At 64.1% G+C, this 26,720-nt stretch carries 22 protein-coding genes and 1 tRNA gene; 10 read left to right on the plus strand and 13 right to left on the minus strand.

Going from position 1 to position 26,720, the window contains the following annotated elements:
- Window positions 1-24 precede the first annotated feature (24 nt).
- Window positions 25-1,323 (minus strand): D-amino acid dehydrogenase, encoded by a 1,299-nt coding sequence (dadA, locus tag GYB81_RS06045; protein ID WP_161866225.1) that lies wholly within the window; start codon window positions 1,321-1,323, stop codon window positions 25-27.
- A gap of 156 nt (window positions 1,324-1,479) precedes the next feature.
- Between dadA and dadR the strand changes: the two genes are divergently transcribed.
- Window positions 1,480-1,968: a transcriptional regulator DadR gene (gene dadR, locus GYB81_RS06050; protein WP_017678280.1), complete on the plus strand. Its 489-nt coding sequence runs from the start codon at window positions 1,480-1,482 to the stop codon at window positions 1,966-1,968.
- Between the two features lie 170 nt (window positions 1,969-2,138).
- Here the strand turns inward: dadR and GYB81_RS06055 are convergent, their stop codons facing one another.
- Window positions 2,139-2,492 carry a YkgJ family cysteine cluster protein gene (locus tag GYB81_RS06055; protein WP_161866224.1) on the minus strand — a complete coding sequence of 118 codons (354 nt, stop codon included), beginning with the start codon at window positions 2,490-2,492 and terminating at the stop codon, window positions 2,139-2,141.
- 256 nt (window positions 2,493-2,748) lie between these two features.
- On the opposite strand from GYB81_RS06055, the gene GYB81_RS06060 reads away from it, so the two are divergent.
- Complete coding sequence (locus GYB81_RS06060) at window positions 2,749-4,062, plus strand: NAD(P)/FAD-dependent oxidoreductase (RefSeq protein ID WP_161866223.1); 1,314 nt, start codon at window positions 2,749-2,751, stop codon at window positions 4,060-4,062.
- Between the two features lie 56 nt (window positions 4,063-4,118).
- Here the strand turns inward: GYB81_RS06060 and GYB81_RS06065 are convergent, their stop codons facing one another.
- On the minus strand, window positions 4,119-4,340 hold the full coding sequence (locus tag GYB81_RS06065; RefSeq protein ID WP_161866222.1) for a DUF1127 domain-containing protein: 222 nt from the start codon (window positions 4,338-4,340) through the stop codon (window positions 4,119-4,121).
- A 183-nt stretch (window positions 4,341-4,523) separates the two neighbouring features.
- Here GYB81_RS06065 and GYB81_RS06070 point away from each other — a divergent pair, with 183 nt between their 5' ends.
- Window positions 4,524-5,978 (plus strand): aminotransferase-like domain-containing protein, encoded by a 1,455-nt coding sequence (locus GYB81_RS06070; RefSeq protein ID WP_161866221.1) that lies wholly within the window; start codon window positions 4,524-4,526, stop codon window positions 5,976-5,978.
- A gap of 6 nt (window positions 5,979-5,984) precedes the next feature.
- Here the strand turns inward: GYB81_RS06070 and GYB81_RS06075 are convergent, their stop codons facing one another.
- Entirely contained in the window at window positions 5,985-7,133 is a 1,149-nt protein-coding gene (locus GYB81_RS06075) for an MFS transporter (RefSeq protein ID WP_161866220.1), read from the minus strand.
- 193 nt (window positions 7,134-7,326) lie between these two features.
- Entirely contained in the window at window positions 7,327-8,820 is a 1,494-nt protein-coding gene (locus GYB81_RS06080) for an aldehyde dehydrogenase (RefSeq protein ID WP_161866219.1), read from the minus strand.
- A 254-nt stretch (window positions 8,821-9,074) separates the two neighbouring features.
- On the opposite strand from GYB81_RS06080, the gene GYB81_RS06085 reads away from it, so the two are divergent.
- Window positions 9,075-9,434 carry a cupin domain-containing protein gene (locus GYB81_RS06085; RefSeq protein WP_161866218.1) on the plus strand — a complete coding sequence of 120 codons (360 nt, stop codon included), beginning with the start codon at window positions 9,075-9,077 and terminating at the stop codon, window positions 9,432-9,434.
- 108 nt (window positions 9,435-9,542) lie between these two features.
- Here GYB81_RS06085 and GYB81_RS06090 read toward each other — a convergent pair whose 3' ends face one another.
- The 4 genes from GYB81_RS06090 to gabD all read right to left on the minus strand — a co-directional run bounded on the left by GYB81_RS06090 (window position 9,543) and on the right by gabD (window position 14,194).
- Window positions 9,543-10,682 (minus strand): MFS transporter, encoded by a 1,140-nt coding sequence (locus GYB81_RS06090; protein ID WP_161866217.1) that lies wholly within the window; start codon window positions 10,680-10,682, stop codon window positions 9,543-9,545.
- Entirely contained in the window at window positions 10,679-11,206 is a 528-nt protein-coding gene (locus GYB81_RS06095) for a TetR/AcrR family transcriptional regulator (RefSeq protein WP_161866216.1), read from the minus strand. The genes GYB81_RS06090 and GYB81_RS06095 overlap by 4 nt, the downstream gene beginning before the upstream one ends.
- 117 nt (window positions 11,207-11,323) lie before the next feature.
- A complete protein-coding gene (gene gabT, locus GYB81_RS06100; protein WP_003242299.1) occupies window positions 11,324-12,604 on the minus strand; it encodes a 4-aminobutyrate--2-oxoglutarate transaminase in 1,281 nt (426 codons plus the stop codon).
- A 138-nt stretch (window positions 12,605-12,742) separates the two neighbouring features.
- Entirely contained in the window at window positions 12,743-14,194 is a 1,452-nt protein-coding gene (gabD, locus tag GYB81_RS06105) for an NADP-dependent succinate-semialdehyde dehydrogenase (protein WP_161866215.1), read from the minus strand.
- A 350-nt stretch (window positions 14,195-14,544) separates the two neighbouring features.
- On the opposite strand from gabD, the gene GYB81_RS06110 reads away from it, so the two are divergent.
- From GYB81_RS06110 to GYB81_RS06120, 3 genes are all read left to right on the plus strand, one after another.
- Window positions 14,545-14,621: transfer RNA gene (locus GYB81_RS06110), tRNA-Arg, on the plus strand.
- A 436-nt stretch (window positions 14,622-15,057) separates the two neighbouring features.
- Window positions 15,058-15,672, plus strand: a complete 615-nt coding sequence (locus tag GYB81_RS06115) for a biliverdin-producing heme oxygenase (RefSeq protein ID WP_161866214.1) — start codon at window positions 15,058-15,060, stop codon at window positions 15,670-15,672.
- Window positions 15,669-17,918 (plus strand): ATP-binding protein, encoded by a 2,250-nt coding sequence (locus GYB81_RS06120; protein WP_161897756.1) that lies wholly within the window; start codon window positions 15,669-15,671, stop codon window positions 17,916-17,918. The genes GYB81_RS06115 and GYB81_RS06120 overlap by 4 nt, the downstream gene beginning before the upstream one ends.
- Before the next feature lie 299 nt (window positions 17,919-18,217).
- On the opposite strand, the gene GYB81_RS06125 is transcribed toward GYB81_RS06120, so the two are convergent.
- The gene (locus GYB81_RS06125) at window positions 18,218-19,642 is read right to left on the minus strand and encodes an HD domain-containing phosphohydrolase (RefSeq protein ID WP_161865908.1); all 1,425 of its coding nucleotides are present in this window, start codon (window positions 19,640-19,642) and stop codon (window positions 18,218-18,220) included.
- A gap of 100 nt (window positions 19,643-19,742) precedes the next feature.
- On the opposite strand from GYB81_RS06125, the gene GYB81_RS06130 reads away from it, so the two are divergent.
- The gene (locus tag GYB81_RS06130) at window positions 19,743-20,516 is read left to right on the plus strand and encodes an alpha/beta fold hydrolase (RefSeq protein ID WP_161865907.1); all 774 of its coding nucleotides are present in this window, start codon (window positions 19,743-19,745) and stop codon (window positions 20,514-20,516) included.
- A gap of 69 nt (window positions 20,517-20,585) precedes the next feature.
- On the opposite strand, the gene GYB81_RS06135 is transcribed toward GYB81_RS06130, so the two are convergent.
- Together GYB81_RS06135 and araD1 are read right to left on the minus strand one after the other, a co-directional pair.
- On the minus strand, window positions 20,586-22,169 hold the full coding sequence (locus GYB81_RS06135; protein WP_161865906.1) for an aldehyde dehydrogenase (NADP(+)): 1,584 nt from the start codon (window positions 22,167-22,169) through the stop codon (window positions 20,586-20,588).
- 209 nt (window positions 22,170-22,378) lie between these two features.
- Window positions 22,379-23,380 carry an AraD1 family protein gene (gene araD1 / locus GYB81_RS06140; RefSeq protein ID WP_161865905.1) on the minus strand — a complete coding sequence of 334 codons (1,002 nt, stop codon included), beginning with the start codon at window positions 23,378-23,380 and terminating at the stop codon, window positions 22,379-22,381.
- A 121-nt stretch (window positions 23,381-23,501) separates the two neighbouring features.
- Here araD1 and GYB81_RS06145 point away from each other — a divergent pair, with 121 nt between their 5' ends.
- Entirely contained in the window at window positions 23,502-24,446 is a 945-nt protein-coding gene (locus GYB81_RS06145) for a LysR family transcriptional regulator (protein ID WP_161865904.1), read from the plus strand.
- An 83-nt stretch (window positions 24,447-24,529) separates the two neighbouring features.
- On the opposite strand, the gene GYB81_RS06150 is transcribed toward GYB81_RS06145, so the two are convergent.
- Window positions 24,530-25,501 (minus strand): LysR substrate-binding domain-containing protein, encoded by a 972-nt coding sequence (locus GYB81_RS06150; protein WP_233787491.1) that lies wholly within the window; start codon window positions 25,499-25,501, stop codon window positions 24,530-24,532.
- A 176-nt stretch (window positions 25,502-25,677) separates the two neighbouring features.
- Here GYB81_RS06150 and GYB81_RS06155 point away from each other — a divergent pair, with 176 nt between their 5' ends.
- Entirely contained in the window at window positions 25,678-26,703 is a 1,026-nt protein-coding gene (locus GYB81_RS06155; protein ID WP_161865903.1) for a TRAP transporter substrate-binding protein, read from the plus strand.
- The last annotated feature ends 17 nt before the right edge of the window (window positions 26,704-26,720 follow it).

The raw sequence follows: 26,720 nt of genomic DNA on the forward strand, positions 1-26,720 counted from the left end.
TGATTTTCCGGGCCGCGCAGCCTATCAGGTGCGCAGCGGCTGCGGGGCACTGTGCACTTCGCGAGCCTTGCGCGAATAACGCGAGATATCCAGGCCATCAGCGCTGATTTGCGGACGCTTGTTGGCCATCAGGTCGGCGAGCAGACGACCGGAACCGCACGCCATGGTCCAGCCCAGGGTGCCGTGACCGGTGTTGAGGAACAGGTTACGGAAGGCCGTGCCACCTACAATCGGAGTGCCATCAGGCGTGGCCGGGCGCAGGCCGGTCCAGAACTCGGCGCGCTGCAGATCGCCGCCTTGCGGGTAGAGGTCGGCGGTGATCATCTCCAGGGTTTCACGACGGCGCGGGTTGAGCGACAGGTCGAAACCAGCGATCTCGGCCATGCCGCCGACGCGGATACGGCCGTCGAAACGGGTGATGGCGACCTTGTAGGTCTCGTCGAGAATGGTCGAGGTCGGCGCCATGTCGGCGTTGGTGATCGGCACGGTCAGCGAGTAGCCCTTGAGCGGGTAGACCGGCGCGCGCACGCCCAGCGGCTTGAGCAGCTGAGGGCTGTAGCTGCCGAGGGCGAGCACGTAGCGATCAGCGGTTTCCAGCTTGCCGTCGATCCACACGCCGTTGATGCGGTCGCCCACGGCGTCCAGGCGCTGGATGTTCTGGCCGAAACGGAACTCGACGCCGAGCGCCTTGGCCATGTCCGCCAGCTTGGTGGTGAACATCTGGCAGTCGCCGGTCTGGTCGTTGGGCAGGCGCAGGGCGCCGGCCAGCTTGTGCTTGACGCCAGCCAGGGCCGGCTCGACGCGGGCGATGCCGTCACGATCGAGCAGCTCGAACGGCACACCGGAGGCTTCCAGCACGGCGATGTCCTTGGCGGCAGCATCGACCTGGGCCTGGGTGCGGAACAGCTGGGTGGTGCCAAGCTGACGGCCTTCGTAACTGATGCCGGTCTCCGCACGCAGCTCGTCGAGGCAGTCGCGGCTGTACTCGGACAGACGCACCATGCGCTCCTTGTTGATCGCATAGCGGCTGGCGGTGCAGTTGCGCAGCATCTGCGCCATCCACAGGTACTGATCGACGTCACCGGTGGCCTTGATCGCCAGCGGAGCGTGCTTCTGCAGCAGCCACTTGATGGCTTTCAGTGGCACGCCGGGGGCGGCCCAGGGCGAGGCATAGCCGGGGGAAACCTGACCGGCGTTGGCGAAGCTGGTTTCCAAGGCGGGGCCGTCCTGGCGGTCGACCACCACCACCTCGAAGCCCTGACGGGCGAGGTAGTAAGCACTGGCGGTACCAATCACACCGCTGCCGAGAACCAGAACACGCATGTTTTTCTCCCCGCCGCGCCCAGGGCGCGTGCGTTACAGGCCATTGTTGTCGATGGGCGCAGTATAGGAAGAGCCGTGCAGTGCTTTTCACCATATACACGGCTATATTTGGCGAGAATTCTTGGCAAAAAGCCGTTTTGCAGAGGCGGATTCCCCATGAGAACCCAGCATCAAAGCCGTCGTGAACTGGACAAGATCGACCGCAACATCCTCCGCATCCTGCAGGAGGACGGGCGTATCAGCTTCACCGAACTGGGCGAGCGCGTGGGGCTGTCGACCACGCCCTGCACCGAGCGCGTACGCCGCCTGGAGCGCGAAGGCATCATCATGGGCTACCACGCCCGCCTCAACCCGCAGAACCTCAAGGCCAACCTGCTGGTATTCGTCGAAATCAGCCTGGACTACAAGTCCGGCGACACCTTCGAGGAATTCCGCCGCGCCGTGCTCAAGCTGCCGCACGTGCTGGAATGTCACCTGGTGTCCGGCGACTTCGACTACCTGGTGAAGGCACGCATCAACGAGATGGCCAGCTATCGCAAGCTGCTCGGCGACATCCTGCTCAAGCTGCCGCACGTGCGCGAATCGAAAAGTTACATCGTCATGGAAGAGGTGAAGGAGAGCCTAGCCCTGCCGGTGCCGGAGTGAAGCAGCGGCAAGCTGCAAGCAAGAAGGATGATCGCTGGCACTCTCCGTACCGGAGTGAATCTGTAGGAGCGAGCTCTGCTCGCGAAGCTTTTGCGTGGCCAGGTTCGCGAGCAGAGCTCGCTCCTACGGAATGGCGTTCTTTATGCGCTGCTCCACAGCATCCCAGGGATTTACACCAGGCGCTGCCGCGTGGTGGCGATCAGCCGGTGCACCTGACGCTCCACCGCCGGCTCGATCGGCTGCTCCGGCCCGCGGCCACGGGGACAGGGCAGGTTCGGCGTGGTGCCGAACAGGCGGCAGATCAGCGGGCGCTGGTCATACACCTCGCAGCCGTTGGGCCCCAGATGCACGCAGTTGTATTCGGCCAGCGCCGCATCGTGCTCGGCATCGCTCTTGACCGGCAGACGCGCCAGCTCCTCGGACGAGGCGGTGACCGGCCCGCAGCAGTCATGGCAGCCGGGCACGCAGTCGAAGCGCGGGATCTGCCGGCGCAGGTGGTCGATCTTGCGGTCGGTGCAGCTCATCGTTGGGTATCCTTAGGTGATGGCGGCAAGTTTACTGCCAGGCGCCGCAATGTCATTCGCTCAGACACCTCAAGTCGCGGCTAACGCCCCCCGCCACCGGGGCCGAGCATTTCCTGTGGGAGGCGCTTCAGCGGCGACAGACCAAAACGCCATGAGCGGAGGCAGCCTGCTTTTTTCTGCCTGTCTCTTGGCGTGATAACAATCACGCGCTTATGCTGCGTTGAATTTTCCACACAACGAAATCAGGATTTCGCACATGAACGCCCGCGTTCACCAGCCCGTCCACAGCCCACAGCATGCCGCTTCCTATTACGCCGCCAGCGTCAATCGCCAGCAGGCCTACCCACCGCTGGACGGCGAACGGCAGGTGGACGTGTGCATCGTCGGTGGCGGGTTCAGCGGCCTGAACACGGCCATCGAGCTGGCACAGAAAGGCCTCTCGGTGGCGTTGCTGGAGGCGCGCAAGATCGGCTGGGGCGCCAGCGGCCGCAACGGCGGGCAGCTGATTCGAGGCGTCGGCCATGATGTCGAGCAGTTCGAATCGGTGGTCGGCAAGGAGGGCGTGCGCCAGTTCAAGCTGATGGGTCTGGAAGCCGTGGAGATCGTGCGCAGCCGCGTCGGGCAGTTTCGCATCGACTGCGACCTGACCTGGGGCTATTGCGATCTGGCCAACAAGGCGGCACACATGGACGGTTTTGCCGAGGACAAGGCCGAGCTGGAAAGCCTCGGTTATCGCCACGAACTGCGCATGGTGCCGAAGGAGCGCATCCATGAGGTGGTCGGCTCCGACAATTACCACGGCGCCATGATCGACATGGGCTCGGGCCATCTGCACCCGCTGAATCTCGCGCTCGGCGAAGCCGCTGCCGCCCAGTCGCTGGGCGTGCAGCTGTTCGAAGACTCACCGGTGACCGGCATCGACTACGGCAGTGAAGTGCGTGTGCACACTGCCAACGGCCAGGTGCGCGCCAAGTACTTGGTGCTGGCCTGCAATGCCTACATCAACGGTCTCAACCCGACGCTGAGCGGCAAGGTGCTACCGGCCGGCAGCTATATCATCGCCACCGAACCGCTCTCCGAAGAGCAGGCGCGCCAGCTGATCCCGCAGAACATGGCGCTGTGCGACCAGCGCGTGACCGTCGACTACTACCGCCTCTCGGCCGACCGCCGCCTGCTGTTCGGCGGTGCCTGCCACTATTCCGGGCGCGATCCGGTCGACATCGCCGCCTACATGCGGCCGAAGATGCTCAAGGTATTCCCGCAGCTGGCCAACGTGCGTATCGACTTCCAGTGGGGCGGGATGATCGGCATCGGTGCCAACCGCCTGCCACAGATCGGCCGACTCAAGGACCAGCCCAACGTGTTCCACGCCCAGGCCTACGCCGGGCACGGCGTCAACGCCACGCATCTGGCAGGCAAGCTGCTCGCCGAGGCCATCGCCGGACAGGAAAGCCGCGGCTTCGACCTGTTCGCCCAGGTCCCGCACATGACCTTCCCCGGCGGCAAGCACCTGCGCTCGCCGCTGCTGGCACTGGGGATGGCCTGGCACCGGCTTAAAGAGTTGCTGTAGGCCTGCGAATTGCGGCTCGAGCCGCTCCTGCGGGTGCCGTGCAGTGAAGCCGGCCCCTACAGCTTCCAGAACGGCAGGCGCGCCTCGCGCTCGGCCTGGGCGCGGCTCAGGCCGATGTCGCGCAACTGCTGATCGGTGAGCTTGCGCAGCGTGCCCCGTGTATTCAGACGCCGCCAGAAAGCCGGCCAGTTGCGGCCGAAGTAGCGCGCCTCATCCTTGCACGGCGTTCCCCGCACGAACTCGCCCACTGCGAAATCTGTCCTGCTGAATCCGCTCATGGTTGCTCTCCCGCTGCCTTCTGTCATGGGAGATCAGCATGGCGTGATCATAAAATGCATGACAGATCCAAAAATCTCTTATTAACTCCATACAGATTTCGCCGTTTTCCCACTGAATGGAATTTTTCCCGGCGATCTGTACTGGTTGCTGTCCATACACCTTGCAACAGGCGGACGACTGTCATGACGCTCTATCTGAACCTGGCCGAACTGATCGGCACCCGTATCGAGCAGGGACTGTACCGCCCAGGCGACCGCCTGCCGTCGATACGCAGCCTGAGCCAGGAACATGGCGTCAGCCTGAGCACCGTGCAGCAGGCCTACCGCCACCTCGAGGACATGGGGCTGGCCGCGCCGCGACCGAAGTCCGGATACTTCGTGCCGGTGGGGCGGCAGATGCCCGCCCTGCCGCAGATCAGTCGAGCCGCACAGCGCCCCGTGGAAGTTTCGCAGTGGGATCACGTACTGGAACTGATCAGCAGCTCGCCACAGCGCGACATGTTGCAGTTGGGCCGTGGCCGCCCCGATATCAGCGGCCCGACGCTCAAGCCGCTGCTGCGCAACCTGTCGCGCCAGGCGCGCCGGCAGGACCCGGACGTACTCACCTATGGCGGCATTCGCGGTGATATTCGCCTGCGGGAACAGATCGCCCGGCTGATGCTCGACTCCGGCTGCCAACTGGAAGCCCAGGATCTGGTGGTCACCACCGGTTGCCACGAAGCCCTGTCGGCGGCCGTGCGCGCCATCTGCCAGCCCGGTGACATCGTCGCGGTCGACTCGCCGAGCTTCCATGGCGTCATGCAGGCGCTCAAGGGCTTCGGCATGAAGGCGCTGGAGCTGCCCACCGACCCGCTCACCGGGATCAGCCTCGATGCCTTGGAGATGGCTCTGGAGCAGTGGCCGATCAAGGCCATCCAGCTCACTCCCAACTGCAACAACCCGCTCGGCTACATCATGCCCGACGCCAACAAGCGCGCCCTGGTTGCTCTGGCGCAGCGCTTCGATGTGGCCATCATCGAGGACGACGTCTACGCCGACCTCGCCTACAGCTACCCGCGCCCACGCAGCATCAAGTCCTTCGACGAGGACGGTCGCGTGCTGTTCTGCAGCTCATTCTCCAAGACCCTGGCGCCAGGCCTGCGGGTCGGCTGGATCGCCCCGGGGCGCTACCTGGAGCAGGTGGTGCACATGAAGTACCTGGGCACCGGCAGTACCGCGCAGCTGCCACAGCTGGCGCTGGCCGAATACCTCAAGGACGGGCATTACGAACCGCACCTAAGGCGCATGCGCGCGCAGTACCTGCGCAGCCGCGACCTGATGGTGGATTGGGTCAGCCGCTATTTCCCGGCCGGCACCCGGGTCAGCCGACCGCAGGGCAGCTTTATGCTCTGGGTGGAGATGCCACAGGGCTTCGACAGCCAGAAGCTCAATCGCGCGCTGCTGCCGCACAAGATCCAGATCGCGCCGGGCAGCATTTTTTCCGCGGCCGGCAAGTACCGCAACTGCATCCGCCTGAACTACGCCGAACCGCCGAGCGCGGCCCTAGAGGCAGCGGTGAAGCAGATCGGTACGACCATCGCCGAGCTGATCGAGGAAGCCGACCTGCAGCAGACCCGGGCGCTGGGGCAATGGCGGTGAGGGGATTCAGGAGCGCGCTGCCTCCATCTCGCTGAAGGCGCCACGCTTGCTCGCCAGGATGATGAACACCAACGCACCGGTAGCCATCATCAGTGGCAGCGCATGGCCGCTCAGCCACTGGCTGACGGCGCCGGTGGTCAACGGCCCGATCAGGCAGCCCAGCCCCCACAGCTGGGCGACGTGAGCATTGGCGCGCACCAGTTCGTCGTCACGATAACGCTCACCGATCATGATCAGCGACAAGGTGAACAAGCCACCTGCGCTGGCGCCGAAGGCCACCAGCACCGGCCAGATCAACGGCGTGTGCAGCAAGGGTGGAATGGCCAGGCTGGAAACCAGCAGCACGCAACCACAGGCGCGGAACAGCAACTGCCGCGACATGCGGTCGGCCAGCCAGCCGATGGGCAGCTGCAGCACCGCATCGCCGACCACCACAACGCTGACCATGAACAACGCCACCTCCTGGGTGAAGCCCTGGCGCAGACCGTAGATCGGCAACAGGGTCAGCATCATCGCTTCGAAGGCGGCGAACAGCATCACTGCCCAGGCGATCGCCGGCAGTTTGCGGCAGAACACCAGCAGCCCGCGCCCGGAAGCGCTGTGTGCATCCACCTGTGGCGCGCCGCTGCGCCCGATCAGGATCAGCGAGCCGCCGATCAGCAGGCACACGCCCGTCCAGAAACCCCGGTCGGTGGCCGTGCCGAGCGCCGTCAGCAGCAGAGGGCCGCTGAGCTGGCTGAGGGCATAGCCGGTGCCGTACAGGGCCACCAGGCGACCGCGCCACTTCTCCACGGCGAGTTGGTTGATCCAGCTTTCGCCCAGGATGAACACCACGGTCAGCGCCACACCGATGAACAGGCGCAGACCGACCCAGACCGCATAGTTCTGCACCAGCGCCAACCCCGCCACCGACACCGCGCCGAGCAGCAGGCACAGCTGCATCAGCACGGTGGTACCGAAGCGCGCCGCCAGGCGCCCCGCCAGCAAGGCACCGAGCAGCACGCCAACGGCTGGGGTCGCGGCCATCACCCCGATGGCAAAGGAGTCGTAGCCCCAGCTTTCCAGGCGCAGCGACACCAGCGGCATGGTCACGCCCAGCGCCAGGCCGATGCTGATGACTGCCGCACAGACGGCGAAATAGGTGCCCCAACGCATTGGCGAATTCCTTGGCTGATGAGCCGCTGCAAAGACAACGGCCGGGTTCCTCGGGAACCCGGCCGTAGGTTTCGGGGAGCGAGGTAGCCGGCAGTTTCGCTGCGCTCTCGGCCCTCTCCCCCAGCCCCTCTCCCATGAATGGAAGAGGGGAGCCGATCACCTGGCCGACGACCAGGAGGTCGCCCCGCTATCGTTACAACTTGATCCAGGTGGACTTCAGCTCGGTGTACTTGTCGAACGCGTGCAGCGACTTGTCGCGACCGTTGCCGGACTGCTTGAAGCCGCCGAACGGCGCGGTCATGTCGCCGCCGTCGTACTGGTTGATCCACACGCTGCCGGCGCGCAGCGCCTTGCCCACCAGGTGGGCGCGCGAGAGGTTGCTGGTCCACACCGCAGCGGCCAGGCCGTAAACGGTGTCGTTGGCGATGGCAATGGCCTCGTCCTGATCGTCGAAACCGATCACCGACAGCACCGGGCCGAAGATCTCTTCCTGGGCAATGCGCATGGCGTTGCTCACGCCGTCGAAGATGGTCGGTTCGACGTAGGTGCCGCCGGTCTCTTCCATCACCCGCTTGCCCCCGGCCACCAGCTTGGCGCCGTCGTCGTGACCGGCCTGGATGTAATTCAGCACGTTGTTCATCTGCGTGGTGTCGACCAGGGCACCGACGTTGGTGTCCGGGTCCAGCGGGTTGCCCGGTTTCCAGGCCTTGATCGCCTCGACCACCATCGGCACGAACCTGTCCTTGATCGAGTTTTCCACCAGCAGGCGCGAGCCGGCGGTGCAGACTTCGCCCTGGTTGAAGGCGATGGCGCTGGCGGCGGCTTCGGCAGCGGCCTGCAGGTCAGGTGCGTCGGCGAAGACGATGTTCGGGCTCTTGCCGCCGGCCTCCAGCCAGACGCGCTTCATGTTCGACTCGCCGGCGTAGACCATCAGCTGCTTGGCGATCTTGGTCGAGCCGGTGAACACCAGGGTGTCGACGTCCATGTGCAGGGCCAGGGCCTTGCCGACGGTGTGGCCGAAGCCCGGTAGCACGTTGAATACGCCAGCCGGGATGCCGGCCTCGATGGCCAGCTGGGCGATGCGGATGCCGGTCAGCGGCGACTTCTCGGAGGGCTTGAGGATGATGGAGTTACCGGTGGCCAACGCCGGACCGAGCTTCCAGCAGGACATCAGCAGCGGGAAGTTCCACGGCACGATGGCGGCGACCACGCCCACCGGCTCGCGGGTGACCAGCCCGAGCTGATCGTGAGGCGTGGCGGCAACTTCGTCATAGACCTTGTCGATGGCCTCGCCGCTCCAGCGAATGGCGTTGGCCGCGCTGTTCACGTCGATGCTCAGCGAATCGCTGATCGGCTTGCCCATGTCCAGGGTTTCCAGCAGAGCCAGCTCCTGGCCATTCTCCTCGATCAGCTCGGCGAAGCGGATCATGACCTTCTTGCGCTGGGCCGGCGCCATACGGGACCACACGCCGGAGTCGAAGGTGGCGCGGGCGTCCTTGACCGCCAGCTCGGCATCGGCCTGATCACAGCTGGCCACCAGGCCGAGCAGACGCCCGTCGACCGGGCTGATGCACTCGAAGGTGGCGCCGGACTCGGCAGCGCGATATTCGCCGTGGATGAAGGCGCGGGTTTCGATGGTCAGGGTCTTGGCGCGTTGTTCCCAGTCGCTACGAGTCAGGCTAGTCATTCCGGCATCCTCTCAATGGGTGGAAGCGGCGCCCGCAGGGACGCGCACTGTCAATAATTCTGCAAGGCCAGCTCGCTGGCCAAATCCTGTTCGCCACACTAAACCAGAGGCCTGTGGCTTTTCAATATTTTTGACATAGGCAGGTAAAAGCCCTTGTCATGTTCGTTTTTTTAAACATAGACTGCTGCCACGTCTTTGCCGTCGCGCCCTGCCGGCCGCGCGGCTGCCGCCATCGACCACCACGGAACAGCCAGATGACCATCGAGCAGATCGTCGACTTCGCCCAGGCCGGCACGGCCGCCGAACACTATCGCCCCGCAGCGGAGAAAGTGCTCAAGGGCGACCCCGAGCAGAGCGTACGCAACCATTACAGCAGCCCCTGCGGTCAGTTCAGCACCGGCATCTGGGAAGGTGCAGTGGGCCAGTGGACGGTGAACTACACCGAGCACGAGTACTGCGAGATCCTCCAGGGTGTTTCCGTGCTGCGTGATGCCGATGGCAACGCCAAGACCGTACGCGCCGGCGACCGCTTCGTGATTCCCGCCGGGTTCTCCGGCACCTGGGAAGTGCTGGAAGCCTGCCGCAAGGTCTACGTGATCTTCGAGCCCAAGTAAGTACCTGACCCCGAGCCTGACGCACTGGTTCCGGGCTCGCCGAATCCTGTTGTTGCTTGTCACCCTTCGACCCGCCTCGCGCGGGTCTTTTTCTGCACAATGGCTGCCTCAGCGGGCGGGCACAGCCTCGACTACAGCCGAGCGCATGGTGCCTGCCAGCAAAGCCAGCAACGCGAAAAGCACCACGGCATGCGTCAGGCTCAGCCAGCTCGCCAGAGCGCCGAACACCGGTGCACCCAACGTCTGGCCAACGGCAATGCCAAGAAAGGCGATGGTCAGTCCGGTGGCGGGGCGTTCTGACAATGCCGCCACGCCCCAGACCAGATAGATGCCGCTCAGCGTGATGTAGGCCGCGCCGAACAGCGCGCCGCCGAGCAGCACCAGGGCCGGCATGCCACCCATGCCGACCAGGACGATGGCCGCCGCCAGCGCGGCCAGACACAGCCGGTGCGCCCAGTCGATGCCCAGCCTGGCGACCAGAGCGCCAGCCCCGGCACCGGCGATCCCGGCGGCGCCGATCACCACCCAGAGCAATCCGGCCCCAGCGCTCTGCCACCCCAGACGCTGCGCCACGATCTCGCTGCCGAACGACCACAAGGCCGTACTGGCCGCGCCCATCAGCAGGGACGCCACCACCAGTCGCTTCAAGGTGGCGCTGAACAGTGCAGCGCCAGCGTGAGCCTGCACAGGCGGCGCGGCGGTACGCGGCACATGCAAAATCGCCAGCACCGCCAGCACGCATGCCGCGGCTGCGAAAACGCCGTAGGCCAGCCGCCACTCGGCGCCAAACATCAGTGCGACCGGGCCGGACAGAATCACGCCTGCACTGGTGCCGGCGTTGATCAGGGTATTGGTGCCGTCCTGACGCTGCGGCTGGACGATCGCCGCCACTGCTGCGGCCATGGGCGGTGAAGCCAGCCCCGTGCTCACGCCCGCGAGCAATACCGCAGCGGCGAGCCAGAACGCCGATGGCGCGAGGGCGATACCGAGCATACCGAGCATGGCGATCGATGCGGCAACGAAGGCGACGGTACGCGCGCCGAGGCGCTCGGTCAGTTGTGCGGCGACGACGATGGCGAGGCAGTAGCCAAGAAAGGAGCCACCGGCGATCAGGCCGCCAACGGCGTCCGGCAGAGCGAGATCAGCATCGATCTGCGGCAGGAACAGGCCGAAAGCGAAACGGGCGAAGCCGTAGCACACCGCGATCAGGCCGAAGCCCGTGACACCAAGGCGCCATTCACGGGTCATGCCTGCCCCCGCAGGGCCAGCAGCGTCGCCGCGCGCCCTGCCGTGGCCACTGCAGCCGGGCCGCGGTAGCTGGCCGCGGCCGTGGCACCTTCGAAGAGAATGACCACCTGCTCGACCAGTTCCTCATCGGGGCTGACGCCCAACTGTCGGGTGAGAATCCGCCGCACCGTCTCGCTGAAGCGCGCCTTGTACGCCGCCACGACCTCGGTGACTTCCGGCAGGGCCGTGCCGAGTTCGCCCTGGGCACGCAGAAACAGACAGCCCCGCGCACCTTCCTCGCCCATCCAGCTGGTCAGTGCATCGAACAACGCCGCGACGCTGTCCAACTCCAGGCGCTGCAGGAAGCGCTGTCCACGTGTCATCAACACGGCAGCGATCAGCTCGTTCTTGCTGCCCGCGTGCTTGTACAGCGTGCGGCTGGACATCCCGGCGGCCTGCGCCAGACGATCCATGCCGGTTGCGTTGAAGCCGTGACGGTCGAACAGCTCTTCGGCCACGGATATAAGCTTGGCGTCGATATTCATGGAATCAAGGTAAAACGATCATTTTACCTCGTCAACCAATCATAGATGCTCGGGCAAAAAAAACCCGCACAGGGCGGGTCTTTTCATCAGCACGCACAGGCGTGCTCAGGGTCCGGCTCAGGCCAGCTCGTCGAAGCACTCGGCGACGATGGCGATGCCCTTTTCCAGCTGCGCGTCAGGGATGGTGACGGGCATCAGGAAGCGGATGACGTTGTAGTAGGTGCCGCACGACAGCAGGATCAGGCCCTTCTCGCGCGCACGGGCGACGATCTTGCCTACCAGCTCGGCCGCAGGCTTGCTGTGGTCGCCGCCTTCGAACAGCTCGATGGCGACCATCGAACCCAGGCCACGTACGTCACCGATCACCTTGTGCTTCTCGGCGATGGTCTTGAGGCCGGCCTTGAGCTTCTCGCCCACGGCCTGACTGCGCTCCAGCAGTTTCTCCTCGTCGAACACCTTGAGCACGGCTAGGGCCGCGGCGCAGGCGATCGGGCTGCCGGCGTAGGTGCCGCCCAGGCCACCGGGGGCGATCTTGTCCATGATCTCGGCCTTGCCGCACACGCCGGAGATCGGGAAGCCGCCGCCGACGGACTTGGCGAAGGTGGTCAGGTCCGGCACCACGCCCAGTTGCTCGGTAGCGAAGAAGGTACCGGTACGGCCCGCGCCGGTCTGCACTTCGTCAGCGATCAGGAGGATGCCGTGCTGGTCGCACAGGGCGCGCAGGCGCTGCATGAAGGCCGGGGAGTTGACGTAGAAACCGCCCTCGCCCTGCACCGGCTCGATGATGATCGCGGCGATGTCCTGCGGCTGCGCGTCGTTCTTGAAGATGCGCTCGATGCTGGCGATGGACTCATCCTCGCTCACGCCATGCAGCGGGCACGGCGCCTGGGCGCGGTACACGCCAGCCGGCATCAGGCCCATGCCGGCGGAGTACGGTACCACCTTGCCGGTCAGCGACAGGGTCATCATGGTGCGGCCGTGGTAGGCGCCGGTGAAGGCGATCACGCCGGCACGGCCGGTAGCGGCGCGGGCGATCTTCACGGCGTTCTCGACGGCTTCGGAGCCGGAGGTGACCAGCAGGGTCTTCTTGGCGAAGTTGCCCGGCACGCGCTTGGCGATCTCTTCGCACAGCTCGATGTAGGGCTCGTAGGCGAGCACTTGGAAGCAGGTGTGCGACAGCTTGGTCAGCTGCTCCTGAACGGCGGCAACCACCTTCGGATGCAGGTGGCCGGTGTTCAGCACGGCGATACCGCCGGCGAAGTCGATGTACTCGCGGCCTTCGACGTCCCATACGGTGGCGTTCTCGGCGCGCTCGGCGACGATCGGGTGGATCTGGCCGACACCGCGCGGTACGGCGGCGGCACGGCGTTGCAGCAGGGATTCGTTGGTCTTGCTCATGGTGTCCTCATGGCCGTCCCCGGCGGGTGTCGGTTCAGCATGCGATGATCGACTGAACCGGGCCGCAAGGGACTCAATAGGGTTACGACTTACAACCGGGGCGCCGCACGCTCTTTCGCACCTTGCCCCGTCTTGGCATCAGATGCCGCCCAGGCACATGTACTTGATCTCGAGATAGTCCTCGATCCCGTACTTGGAGCCTTCGCGGCCCAGGCCGGAAGCCTTCACGCCGCCGAACGGCGCGACTTCGTTGGAGATCAGGCCGGTGTTGATGCCCACCATGCCGTACTCCAGCGCCTCGGCCACGCGGAATACGCGGCCCAGGTCGCGGGCATAGAAGTAGGAAGCCAGGCCGAACTCGGTATCGTTGGCCATGGCGATCACCTCGGCCTCGTCCTTGAAGCGGAACAGCGGCGCCAGCGGGCCGAAGGTTTCTTCCTTGGCCACGGCAGCGGTTTTCGGCACGTCCACCAGAATGGTCGGCTCGAAGAAGGTGCCACCCAGGGCATGCGGTTTGCCGCCCAGGGCCAGTTTGGCGCCCTTGTTCACCGCGTCGGCGATGTGCTCCTGCACCTTGGCCACGGCCTTCTCGTCGATCAGCGGGCCGGTGGTGGTGCCATCTTCAAGACCGTTGCCGATCTTCAGCTTGGATACAGCGGCGATCAGCTTCTCGGCGAAGGCGTCGTAGACACCATCCTGCACGTAGATGCGGTTGGCGCAGACGCAGGTCTGGCCGTTGTTGCGGTACTTGGAGATCAGCGCGCCTTCCACGGCGGCATCCAGATCGGCGTCATCGAAGACGATGAACGGCGCGTTGCCGCCCAGCTCCAGCGACACCTTCTTGATGTCCTGGGCGCATTCGGCCATCAGTTGGCGACCGATCTCGGTCGAGCCGGTGAAGGACAGCTTGCGCACGATGGGGTTGCTGGTCAGCTCGCCACCCACTTCGCCGGCGCTGCCGGTGACCACGCTCAGCACACCTTTCGGGATGCCGGCGCGCTCGGCCAGCTCGACCAGGGCCAGGGCGGAGAACGGGGTTTGCGAAGCCGGCTTGATCACCATGGTGCAACCGGCGGCCAGTGCCGGGCCGGCCTTGCGGGTGATCATCGCAGCGGGGAAGTTCCACGGGGTAATGGCGGCGGTGACGCCGATCGGCTGCTTGATCACGATCAGGCGCTTGTCCGGCTGGTGGCCGGGAATCACGTCACCGTAGACGCGCTTGGCTTCCTCGGCGAACCACTCGATAAAGGAGGCGGCATAGGCGATCTCGCCCTTGGCTTCGGCCAGCGGCTTGCCCTGCTCCAAGGTCATCAGGCGACCGAGGTCGTCCTGGTTCTCCATCAGCAACTCGAACCAGCGGCGCAGTTTGTTGGCGCGCTCCTTGGCAGTCAGTGCACGCCAGGCCGGCAGCGCCTTCTCGGCGGCCTCGATGGCGCGACGGGTTTCCGCACGGCCCATCTTCGGCACGCGACCGATGATTTCGCCAGTCGCCGGGTTGTTCACGGCAATGGTCTGACCGCTGTCGGCGTCCAGCCACTGGCCATCGATATAGGCCTGCTGGCGCAGCAGCTGGGTGTCTTTCAGTTGCATGGCAGTCTCCTTCAGTTCCGGCGCCCGGGCGTCGGTGCAAAGTCGTTGGAGTCACGGACAGAGCCCGCAGGCGGAAAATTTAGCCTTGCGGGTGCCTGGTAATGGATTCAGAGCCGTTGAACGTGCGGGGGTTCAGAATGACCGAACGCGCCGTTTGAAATCTCAAACGAATCCTAGGAGCGGCAACGGCAAAGGGCAATAGCCGGAGGGGCTAAATCGACGAAAGAATGATAAAAAACTTGGTCATGCGGTTCTTAACCACTGCAAAAGTGTAAAGTGCGTTCTGAATAATGCACACTCATGCACGATGGACGCTAAGCGCCCAGATGCGTATCATTGCGCCCCGCAACGCATCCGTAGCTCAGCTGGATAGAGTACTGCCCTCCGAAGGCAGGGGTCGTGGGTTCGAATCCCGCCGGATGCGCCAGATCAATCAAGGGCTTAGGTGAAAATCTAGGCCCTTTGTTTTTTCTGGTGGGCGCATGGCACGGCTGCCACTTCCAACCAGGGCCTTATGCTGCCGCAAGGGTTCTTCCATGAAGCACCTGTGCGCCCATGTCCTCGTGCCCGGCTCTCGCACATCAAAGTCACAGGTGCGACACACTGCGAGCCAGGCCCAGAGCCCCGCTACTCTCAAAAAATCAGGCCTAATTACACGGCTAAACGGCACGAACAATACTAGTTAGCTGGTTTCTGCCCTGCTGACGGTGTGCCTCGTGATGGCTCTGATTCCCAGGTTGGCCTTCAGTGACACGCTTATCCGGATTGAGCCTTTTTAGCTTGGATATCCCATCTCGCGTGATAGGGTTAGCCCCTGCTCACCTTAAAATTGGCCACAAGTGGCCCTCACAAGAGCGTCCCACATGCAAGCCAAGGCACGCGAAGTTCCTGTGCTGCCGGTGCTGCAAGATCTGCGGGCCGGTACTGCGGAACTGCACATCAGGCTGGAAAGACAGCTTCCTTTTTTCTCTGCCCAGCTCGACACGAACGCCTTTCAACGACTGATGCAGGCGTATTACGGCTTCTATATGCCGCTTGAAAACGCGTTGCTCGCCAGCGACGTGACGTCTGCCGATTTCGATCTGGTGTCGCGTCTCAAAGCGCCCACACTGTGCAAAGACCTGCATGCGTTAGGCCTGTCAGCCGAGGCCATCGAGTGTTTGCCGATCTGCCATTCATTGCCGGCAATTAACTGCAGGCCCACCTGCCTGGGCGTTCTATATGTGCTCGAAGGGGCAACGCTCGGTGGGCAAATCCTGCGCCGGGAAATGGCTTCGCGGCTGGGCCTGAATGCCGACAACGGAGCGGCATTTCTCGATATCTACGGCGCCAACACCGGGCGACGCTGGCGTAATTTCATTGCCTATCTGGGTAGCCGATCCCTGGATACGGGCGAACGCGGAGCCGTTGTCATGGCGGCCCGAGCCACATTCGGCTGTTTCGAGCGCTGGCTCGAAAGCAGAGAGGTACTGATATGACCCCGCAGAACCAAGATGCCTTTGAAGACTTGCTGAACAACTGCGCCGACGAGCCGATCCGCTTCCCCGGCGCGATTCAGCCCCATGGCTTGCTGCTGACACTCAGCGAGCCCGCTCTGGAGATCATCCAGATCAGCGCCAATGTCGAAACCTTGCTGGCTCACACGCCGCAAGATCTGATCGGCCAACCGTTAGACAAGCTGATTGGCCAGGCCCATACCGAAGCAGTACGCGAGGCGTTGGTGCGGCCAGCGTTCGCCGACGCAGGGCCCCTTCACTTTCACATCAATGGCACGGCATTCGAGGGTTTGTTGCACCGGTATCAGGGTGTGTTGATCCTGGAGCTGGAAATCCACGTGGAAAATTTCCAGCCGCGAAACGTCGCGGGGCTCAACACCAACCTGGCCCGCCTGCTCCAGCGCCTGCAGGTAGCGACCACGCTGCAGGAGCTGTATGACATCAGTGTCAGGGAAATTCAGGCGATGACCGGTTACGACCGAGTGCTCATCTACCGCTTCGAGGAAGAGGGCCATGGTCAGGTCATCGCTGAAGCCTCCGCGCCGTCAATGGAGCTCTTCAATGGTCTGTTCTTCCCCGCCTCGGACATTCCCGAACAGGCCCGCGAGCTGTATCGCACCAATTGGCTGCGAATCATCCCCAACGCCGATTACCAACCGGTGCCTCTGGTGCCGAAGCTGCGTCCCGACACGCAGACCCCGCTGGACCTGAGCTTCGCCACCTTGCGCAGCGTTTCCCCGATTCACTGCCAATACATGAAGAACATGGGGGTGCTGTCGTCGATGAGTATCTCCCTGCTCAAGGACGACAAACTCTGGGGTCTGATCAGTTGCGGCAATCGCCAGCCGTTGCACGTACCGCATGAGCTGCGCAGCGCCTGCCAGACTATCGGTCAGGTGTTGTCGTTACAGATCAGCGCCATGGAGTCGCTGGAGATCAACCGCCAGCGGGAGGAGAAAATCGATGCGCTGACGCTGCTCAATCAGGCAATGATCGATTCGCCGCAGACCGTTTTCGATGGGCTGGCAGGGCAACCTGAGGTGCTGATGGCGCTGACGGCGGCTGGCGGTGTCGCCATCATCGAAGACAAGCAGTTACACCGATACGGCAACTGCCCGGAGCCCCAGGAAATCCGCGCGCTGCACCAATGGTTGCAGGACAGGGGCGAGTCGGTGTTTTCCAGTCACCACCTTTGTGCTGTCTATCCGCCCGCGGCGCAGTATCCGCAGGTGGCCAGCGGCGTACTTGCGATGAGCCTGCCCAAACCGGTGGATAACGCTGTGATGTGGTTTCGTCCGGAGGTGAAGGAAAGCATCAACTGGAGCGGCGATCCGCGCAAACCCCTGGACCTGGAAAATTCCGATGCCGGCCTGCGCTTGCGGCCTCGTACATCGTTCGAAATCTGGAAGGTCGAAATGGCCGGTATCTCAACCAAATGGAGCCAGGGAGATCTGTTTGCGGCCAACGACCTGCGTCGCTCGGCGCTGGAGCATGACCTCGCCCGGCAAGTACGCCGTGAGCAGGAGGCGGTGCGTGCCCGTGACGAGCTGGTTGCCGTGGTATCGCATGACCTGAGGAACCCCATGACGGTGATTTCGATGCTTTGCGGCATGATGCAGAAGACCTTCAGTTCCGACGGTCCGCATACCTCGCGACGTATCGCTACGGCACTCGACACCATGCAGCAGGCTGCCGGACGGATGAATACCCTGCTCGAGGACCTGCTCGACACGTCGAAGATCGACGCGGGTCGCTACACCATCACCCCGCAGAAGCTCGATGTCGGGCACATGTTCGAAGAGGCGCAATCGCTGCTCGCTCCCCTCGCCCTTGACAAGGACATCAGTATTTCCTTCGAGGCTGATCCCGATCTGCGCATTCACGCTGATCCAGAGCGGCTGTTTCAGGTGCTCTCGAACCTGATCGGCAATGCGATCAAGTTCACCCCACGACAGGGCAAGGTCGGAGTCCACGCGAAATCTGTCGGTGATGACATCCTGTTCACTGTGCGCGATACCGGCGAGGGCATCCCCAAGGAGCACCTGCCCCATGTGTTCGACCGTTACTGGACCGCGAAGGATGGCAATCCAACCGGGACCGGGCTTGGTTTGTACATTACCCAAGGCATAGTGGAAGCCCACGGCGGGCATATCGGCGTCCAGAGCGAATTGGGCAAGGGGTCGGAGTTTCAGTTTACCGTGCCGGCGCTTGCGGAAAGTGCGCTGTAGGCGACTCGGACGCCTCTCTAGCACCGAGGTTTTCGCTGGATAGGCGTCAGGCCAGTGCCGCCAGGACCATCGCCAGACAATGGAGAGAAACACGCATGGATATTCTGCCGCTGATCGCTATCGCATTCGCAGTGCTCTTCATCTATTCGTGGCAACGCTCGAGGCCCAAGTCACGCGCGGGCAAAAGCAGGAGAAGCGGCCTGAGCGGGCAGGATTCCAGCCCTGGATACGGTGACGGGGGCTTCGACTCGGGCGGCGGGGGCGATGGTGGCGGCGGGGGCGACTGAGCCGCCCCTGCCTCAAATCACTCCCAAGGTCAGCGCCTTCAGGGTCGCTGCCGCTCGCGTCGAACACTGCAACTTGCGGAACACGCTTTCGACATGGGTGCGCACCGTGCTCGGGCTGATGCCCAGGTCGCGCGCCACTTCCTTGTTGCTCGCCCCGCTGCTGATGCGCTGCAGGATCTGCGTCTCGCGCTCGCTGAGCAGGCCGTTGCCGGGTTTGCTGACCAGCGGCGCCTGCTCGCCATGCGCCGCGCTGATCACTGCCTGGCAGGCGCGTGGGTCGAAGCGGCCCTGCTCGGCTTCATCCAGCAATACGCCGGCGGCCTGCTCGTCACTGAGAGCCGCTCGCCAGGGGCGCTCGCCGCGCAATGCGAGCCAGGCCAGTGCGGCGCTCAGCAGTCGGTGTTCGCCACTCAGGGCATCACCACTCAGCGAGCGGAAATAGCCGCTGCCATCCAGCCGTTCGTAGGCATGCGCGGCCAGTTGCCCGGCTTCGCTCAGGCCACCGATCTGGCTACAGGCGCGGTGCGTCCAGTAGGGCACCAGGCGTACCGATTCGAGGTCGCCTTCGAGCAGCGGGCCGGGCGTACTCCAGATTCGATTGGGCACGGCCGCGCGGCCCAGGCCATGGATCAGCGCCGCCTTGCCGAGTATGTCGAGGCGATCCTCGGGCAAGCCCCACAGCCGGCCGGCATCGCGCACCAGGCTGGCAGCCTGGCGTGAATAGCCGGCCAACCAGGACAGCTTGAGATCGATCACGTCGCCCACCAGGGTCAGCGAGACCTGCGGCCCGACGCCAGGCCGCATGCCCTCGGGCGTGCGCAGTGCGTCCAGCCAATCCGCTGCGTGACGGATAAGCAATGCGGCGAGGGCAGCGGGATAGCGGCGATCACCCTGTGCGCCGATCCATTCCAGCGCCGCCTCCAGACCATGGGCGCGCGAGAGGATTTCCAGATCGCCGGCCAGCACCACGTGATAGACCACCTGCGGAATATCGGGATGACGCAGGCCCAGCGGCCGGCCGCTGCCGTCGTAGCATTCGAAGATGTGCCGCAGCCCCACCTCGACCTGCCCCGGCAAGTCGAGGGTGCGGGCCACCTCACCGGCCACTTCGCAGTGCACCACGGCCAAGGGCGTGGTGCGCAGCATGGCGCGCTGGCCGGCGGCATCGAGGGTGTGCGCGAGCATGTCGCGGCGCCCGCCGACATCGTCGCCGAACAGGCGCATGAAGCCCTCGGCGTTGGCCGTGCAGCCCGACCAGCGCAGCAGCGCCACCTGCCGGGCCGCATCGATCTGCGCCGGCTCGCCGCCACTGGCCTGCACCAGCCACTGCGCAAGGCGCGCGGTACGGCGCGACTGATCGATGGGCTGGCCCATGCTCAGGTCACCGACCATGGCCAGCGCCAGCATGGCGTCTTCCAGCGCGACGGAGTCACTCACTATGCAGCTCTCCTTTTTTGCAGACCTCGGATAAACGACCGATACCGGGACACCGGCGCATTATCGACACTGAACTCCCCCAAGCACAGGAGATTCAATCATGTTCAATTCCAAGCCGTTGATCTTGGCCCTCGCCATTGCCAGCCCCTTCTTCGCCATCAATACCCAGGCTGCCGAGGCCAAGCCCTCGGTGGTGATCGTCCACGGCGCCTTCGCCGACGGCTCCGACTGGGCCAAGGTCGTGCCGCTGCTGCAGGAAAAAGGCATCAAGGTCACCGTGGTGCAGAACCCGCTGACCTCGCTGGCCGATGACGTGGCCGCCACCCAGCGCGTGCTGAACAACCAGGACGGCGACGTGGTTTTGGTCGGCCACTCCTGGGGCGGCACGGTGATCACCGAGGCCGGGGCCGACGAGAAAGTGCGCAGCCTCGTCTACGTCGCCGCGTTCGCCCCCAACGCCGGTCAGTCCAGCGGTGAGCTCTACAGCGGCTACCGCACTGCTCCGGGCTCGAGCCAGATCGCGGCGGACAAGAATGGCTTCCTGTATCTGACACCGCAGGGCATGGCGGCCGACTTCGCACAGGACCTGCCAGCCGCACAGACCGCGGTGATGACCGCCACGCAAGGCCCGATCCGCGCAGCGGCGTTCGATGAGCGCACCAGCGTCGCAGCCTGGAAGCAGAAGCCGTCCTGGTACCTGGTCGCCAGCGATGACCGCATGATCGTGCCGGAGATGCAGCGCGACTTCGCCAAGAAGCTCGGTGCGCAAACCACCGAGGTCGCCGCCAGCCACGTGCCGCAGCAATCGCGTCCGGGCGATGTGGCCAAGGTGATCATCCAGGCGGTGGAGAAAACCCAGGCCGCTGCCAAGTAAGGTTGCAACCGCCTGAACGAAAAATGCCGCACCTTGAAAGGTGCGGCATTGTTCGTTGCAGCGTCCGGATCAGCTCAACGCGTCACGGGTGTGCACGCCGTCGACCAGACGCTGAATGCCCAGCGGGTTGGCGTTCTGCAGCGCCTCCGGCAGCACGTCGTCCGGGTAGTTCTGGTAGCAGACCGGGCGCAGGAAGCGGTGAATCGCCAGGGTGCCGACCGAAGTACCGCGGGCGTCGGAAGTCGCCGGGTACGGGCCACCATGAACCATGGAGTCGCAGACTTCCACGCCAGTCGGGTAACCATTGAGCAGCACACGGCCGGCTTTGACTTCCAGCAGCGGCAGCAGGTCGCGGAAGGCAGTCAGGTCTTCACGCTCGGCGATCAGGGTGGCGGTCAGCTGGCCGTGCATGCTCTGCAGGGCACGGGTCAGCTCGGCGCTGTCGGCGACTTCGACGACGATGGTGGTCGGGCCGAAGACTTCTTCCTGCAGCAGGTGGTCGCCTTCGAGCAGCATGCTCACGTCGGCCTTGAACAGCTGCGGCTGCGCCTGGTTGCCGGCCTGCTCGTTGCCCGCCAGATGGCTGACCTTGGCATGGCCTTTGAGCTGCGCGACGCCGCTGGTGTAGCTGCGCAGGGTGCCGGCGTTGAGCATGGTCTGCGCCGGTTGTGCGCCGATGGCATCAGCCAGGCCGGCAACGAACTCACTGAATTCGGCGCCGCGAATGCCGATAACCAGCCCCGGGTTGGTACAGAACTGGCCGCAACCCAACACCACGGAGCCGGCCAGCTCCTTGGCGACGGTGGCGCCACGCGCCTTCAGGGCGCCCGGCAGGACGATAACCGGGTTGACGCTGGACATCTCGGCGAACACCGGGATCGGCTGCGGGCGGGCAGCGGCCATGTCGCACAGGGCGCGACCGCCTTTCAGCGAACCGGTGAAGCCGACGGCCTGGATGGCCGGGTGCTTGACCAGGATCTCGCCGACGCCGCCGCCGAAGATCATGTTGAACACGCCCTTGGGCATGCCGGTTTTCTCGGCGGCGCGGATCACTGCATCGGCCACGCATTCGGCAGTGGCCATGTGGCCGCTATGCGCCTTGAACACCACCGGGCAGCCGGCAGCCAGGGCCGAGGCGGTATCGCCACCGGCGGTGGAGAAGGCCAGCGGGAAGTTGCTGGCGCCGAACACGGCGACCGGACCGACACCGATCTGGTATTGACGGATATCCGGGCGCGGCAGTGGCTGACGATCCGGCAGGGCGCGGTCGATGCGCGCACCGTAGAAGTCGCCACGACGCAGCACCTTGGCGAACAGGCGCATCTGGCCACTTGTACGACCACGTTCACCCTGAATGCGGGCAGCCGGCAGTGCAGTTTCGCGGGTGACCAGGGCGACGAAATCGTCACCGAGGGCATCGATCTCCTCGGCGATGGCGTCGAGAAACTCGGCACGGCGCTCGGCCGACAGATTGCGGTAGATCGGATAAGCGGCAGCGGCAGCCTGGGCGGCAGCGTCGACTTCTTCCGGCGTGGCCTGGATAAAGGTGTACGGCAGCGCTTCACCGCTGCTGGCGTCGAGGCTCTTGTGGAGGGCGGTGCCGGCGGCGCGGCGCTCACCGCCGATGTAATTGTGGCCAGTCAGACTCAGCATGGCGTTCTCCTGTCAGGTGGGACGGCAACGCCGCCCCGGACAATGAATGAGGCCTCGACCCTGGAAGCCGAGGAATGACAACTCTACTGCAGTTGTCAGACATATGATAAGTGATAACTTAAAAAATTCGTCCTCTGGTGAGGGCGCAATTCGCCAATCCGGCGAGCGGATTCTCGATCCGCCCGCAGCACAGCCAGCCTGACAGCGGCTTAAAGCTGGCGTACACCGCCCACCTTCACCGCTGGCGCGTGCACACGAATTCCGTTGCGCAGCGGCTCGCCCAGCGCTTCCAGGCTAACTTCGAAGGTGTCCCCCGGTTGCGCCTTGATGCCGTCGGCGAAGGACAGGGTCGCGGTACCGAAGAAGTGCACATGCACGTCACCCGGACGCAGGAACTGGCGATACTTGAAGTGGTGGTATTCGAGGTTCTCCAGGCTGTGGCACATGTTGTCCTCACCGGAGAGGAACTCCTTCTCCCACAGTACCTGGTCGCCACGGTGGATGCGGCTGACGCCGGACAGATGCCGCGGCAGCTCGCCGATCAGCATTTCCGGGCCGAAGGAGCAGAAGCGCAGCTTCGAGTGCGCCAGGTAAAGGTAGTTCTTGCGCTCGACCACGTGGTCGGAGAACTCGTTGCCCAGTGCGAAACCGATGCGATACGGCTGGCCATCGTCACCAATCACGTAGAGGCCGGTCAGCTCGGGCTCCTCGCCGAAGTCCTCGGCGAAATCGGGCACCGGGAAATCCTCGCCGGGGCGAACCACGATGCTGCCGTCACCCTTGTAGAACCACTCCGGCTGCGCGCCTTCGCTGCCGGCCGCCGGACGCCCACCGGCCATGCCCCACTGGAACATCTGCATGGAGTCGGTGAGTTTGCCTTCGGCCTGCTGCGCCTCGACCTGCTGGTGCATCCTGTCACGCGTGGAGGCGCTGCCCAGATGGGTCAGACCGGTGCCGGAAACCAGGCAATGAGCCGGGTCGGTGTGATCCAGCGGAGCCAGCAGGCGCTTTTGCTCGATCAGCTCGGCATAGGCCGGCCCCTGCTCGACGCCCAGACGCTCGATCTCGGCGATCAGCCCATGGCCGTTGCGGATCGCCTGCAGCGCCAGCTCGCGGGTGCTGCCAACGCCCCTGACCACATTGATCTGCGCATCACCGACGACGCCGACCTGGCGCTGGCCCTGTTCACTTTCAAACTGGATCAACCGCATCGCTTTGCTCCTGCTGTTGTTCAGCACCATCGCGGCGCCATATCTGCACGGCACTTTAAAAAGTGCCCGCAGTACTGCCTAATGAAAGCTTCTGATTAGGTGATAACTTTTCCTCATCCCCATGTTGCCGCCACTGACCTACATCGTTTCGCGCCTGCGCATCCGCCAGCTGCGTCTGCTGATCGCTCTCGACGAACTGGGCACCTTGCACCGCGCCGCCGAGCGCGTCGCCATCAGTCAGCCGGGCGCGACCAAGGCGCTGCACGAGATCGAGACCACCTTCGGCACGCCCCTGTTCGTGCGCACGGCACAGGGCCTGCAGGCCAACGACATGGGGCGCTGCGTGATTCGCTATGCACGTCTTATCCACAACGACCTGGCACACCTGCATGACGAGATGCAGGGCATTCTCCAGGGCCACGGCGGCCATCTTGCGGTGGGCACCATCGCCGGCTCGGTGCCGCTGGTACTGCGTGCACTGACCCGCCTGCGCCAGGCGCAGCCGGACATTTCCGTACAAATCGTCGAAGACATCAGCCCGCGGCTGCTCAAGCTGCTCGATGAGGGTCGCCTTGACCTGGCCATTGCGCGCACCAGCGGCAGCCAGCACCCGGATGCCTATGAATGCCTGAGCCTGCACGCGGAACAGCTGGCACTGGTCGCCGCCCCGCAGCATCCGCAGCAGGGCAATCCGGCGCTGAATCTGGCCGACCTGAGTGCTTACAGCTGGGTGGTCTACCCGACCGGTACACCGATGCGCACGGTGCTGGAACGCGAGTTCGGCGAAGCCGGCCTGGAGTTCCCGCGCAACCCACTGGAAACCTCCTCGACCTTCACCATGCTCAGCCTGCTGCAGGAAGACCCCCAGCTGGTGGCGGTGATGCCCCATTCCATCGCCTGCTCCAGCGAAGGCTTCGGTCTGCTGCGCCGGCTGCCGCTATCGCTGCAGTCGCGTAACGAACCGTGCTCGATCATCCATCGCAGCGGCACCAGCCTGTCGCCGCTCGCTGCGCAGTTGCTCGAGCACCTGCGCAGCGAGCAGGACGCCTTGCCGGAAGGCAACTGAGCGAAACCGGAGAGACCAGCCAGCAGCGCATGCATCTCCACATGCGGATCGAGGGGCTGCCCGCAGGCCCGAGCCCTGGCCGGTCAGATCGCGGCACGCCCAGCGACAGGTAGCAAATGTGCGCTCTCGCGCAACAGCGCCAGTACGCTTTTAGCGGCGGGAGACAGTAACTCCTCGTTTTTGGTGATGATGCCGTAGGCCATCAGGTTGCGGTTGAGGTCATCCTCTATGCCGGGCTCCAGTTCGGCGATAGCCAGCATGCCGTAGCGAGCATAGTGCGCCACCACCTCGCGCGGCAGCACGGTGAGCATGTCGTTCTGCTCCAGCAACGTGGTCACCATCAGCAGATTCTCCGCATTGACCACCTTGCTCGGCGGGTACATGCCGACGTGCTGGAAAAGAGCATCGAACTCATGCCGCAGCACACTGCCGGACGGCGGCAACACCCAATCGGCAGCGTGCAAGTCCTCGCGCGACAGCACGTGGTTGATCAACCCCGCCCGCGCACAGACGCATAGCGGCTCCTTGTAAAGCGGCTCGAAACACATGCCGGTCTGGGCACTGTCGGCAAAGAAGCGCGCGACCAGAAAATCCAGCTCGCCGTCGTTGAGGATCGCCATCAGATCGAGACTGGAGCCGGTGCGAATACTCAACTCCAGATTCGGATGGCTCTGTTTGACTCGTCGCGTCAGCTCCGGAAGCAGCTCGGCGCAGGGGGTCAGAATGGTGCCGATGCGCACATGCCCGCGTTGCCCGCCGCGCATCGCGCAGACCTCATCGAAGGCGTCCTCGAGGCTGGTCTGGATTCTGCGCGCATGACGAATCATCGCTTCGCCATAGAGTGTCGGCACCACGCCGCGGGCATGCCGCTCGAACAGCGCGACTTCCAGACCATCCTCGAGTTCCTTGAGCAGCTTGGAAATGGCCGGCTGGGAGATCCCCAGCCCTTCGGCGGCACGGTTGAGGTTGCCGGTATCACCCAGCGCGACCAGCAAGGGTATGTGCCGGCTCTTCAACCGGGCACGGACAAACCAGCTGCTATTGAGAGGCTTCATGGAGGTATATCCATTTTGATATGGACAAGGCGCAAATACATATTTGTTGATGATGCCTCGTCTGTCTACCCTCTACCGGGAATGACAGATGCCGCACTGCTCGTCTGTTTTCGCTGGCGTCCTGAACAGAGCCCTGGCGCTGGAAATGCCCTTATAAAAATAATCGGAGAGGCACCATGAAACTCACTGCAACCCCCTGCCGCCTGGGTAAAGGTCTCGCGGCCCTGGCCTTGATCCTGAGCTCGAGCGCTGTGCTGGCGAAGGAGGAATGGAAGTTCCAGATCAACGTCAATGCCGGCGACGACGAATTCCGCATCGCCCAGCAATGGGCCAAGAGCGTCGGCGAGAAGACCAACGGCGAAATCCTCATCGAAGTCATGCCTACCGGCACCATCGTTGGCAACAACGAGACACTCGACGCTGTCGGGGCCGGCATCATTCAGGGCCACATCACCGACCCAGGCTACTTCTCCGGCAAGAACGCGGCCTTTGCCGTCTACGGCAACATGGTCGGTGCCTGGAACGACACCACCACCTTCCTCGATTTCATGCGCAACGGCGGTGAGGACGGGTACAACCGTCTGGTGGAGCCCTATAACGTGCACCTGATCCGTGCTGGCGCGGTTGGCGTCGAGTCGCTGATCACCAAGCGCCGTATCGAGAAACTGGATGACTTCAAGGGCCTGAAGATTCGCGCGCCGGAAGGCATGGTGTCGAACGCATTCAAACTGGTCGGCGCCGCGCCAGTTAACCTTCCCACCTCCGAGGTCTATACGGCGCTGGAAAAAGGCGTGATCGATGCCGCCGACTACACCGTGTTCGCCACCAACTACCAGCAGGGCTACCACAAGTACGCCCCCTTCGCGATTTACCCTGGCTTCCACTCGATGCCGATGAAGGACATTTCCATCAACAAGGCCATCTGGGATGGGCTCAGCGACGAGCAAAAGCGCATTCTCGAAGAATCGGTGGACGCCTTCACCGCTCAGTTGATCGGAGACCTGCAGACCAAGGACGAAGAGCAGGTGGCAATCGCCAGGCAGAAAGGTGACGTGACCCTGACCACCCTCCCTGCCGAAGAGCTGAAGAAATTCCGTCAGATTGCCCGTGCCGAGTGGAGCTCCTGGCGTGAGCGCAGCCCCGAGGCAAAGGAAGCCGTCGACTCGATCCAGGCCTATCTGCAGAGCAAAGGCCTGCTCTGACGCCCTTCTTCAAACCA

Origin of the sequence: Pseudomonas yangonensis (genome assembly GCF_009932725.1) — a bacterium.
GTDB lineage: Bacteria > Pseudomonadota > Gammaproteobacteria > Pseudomonadales > Pseudomonadaceae > Aquipseudomonas > Aquipseudomonas yangonensis.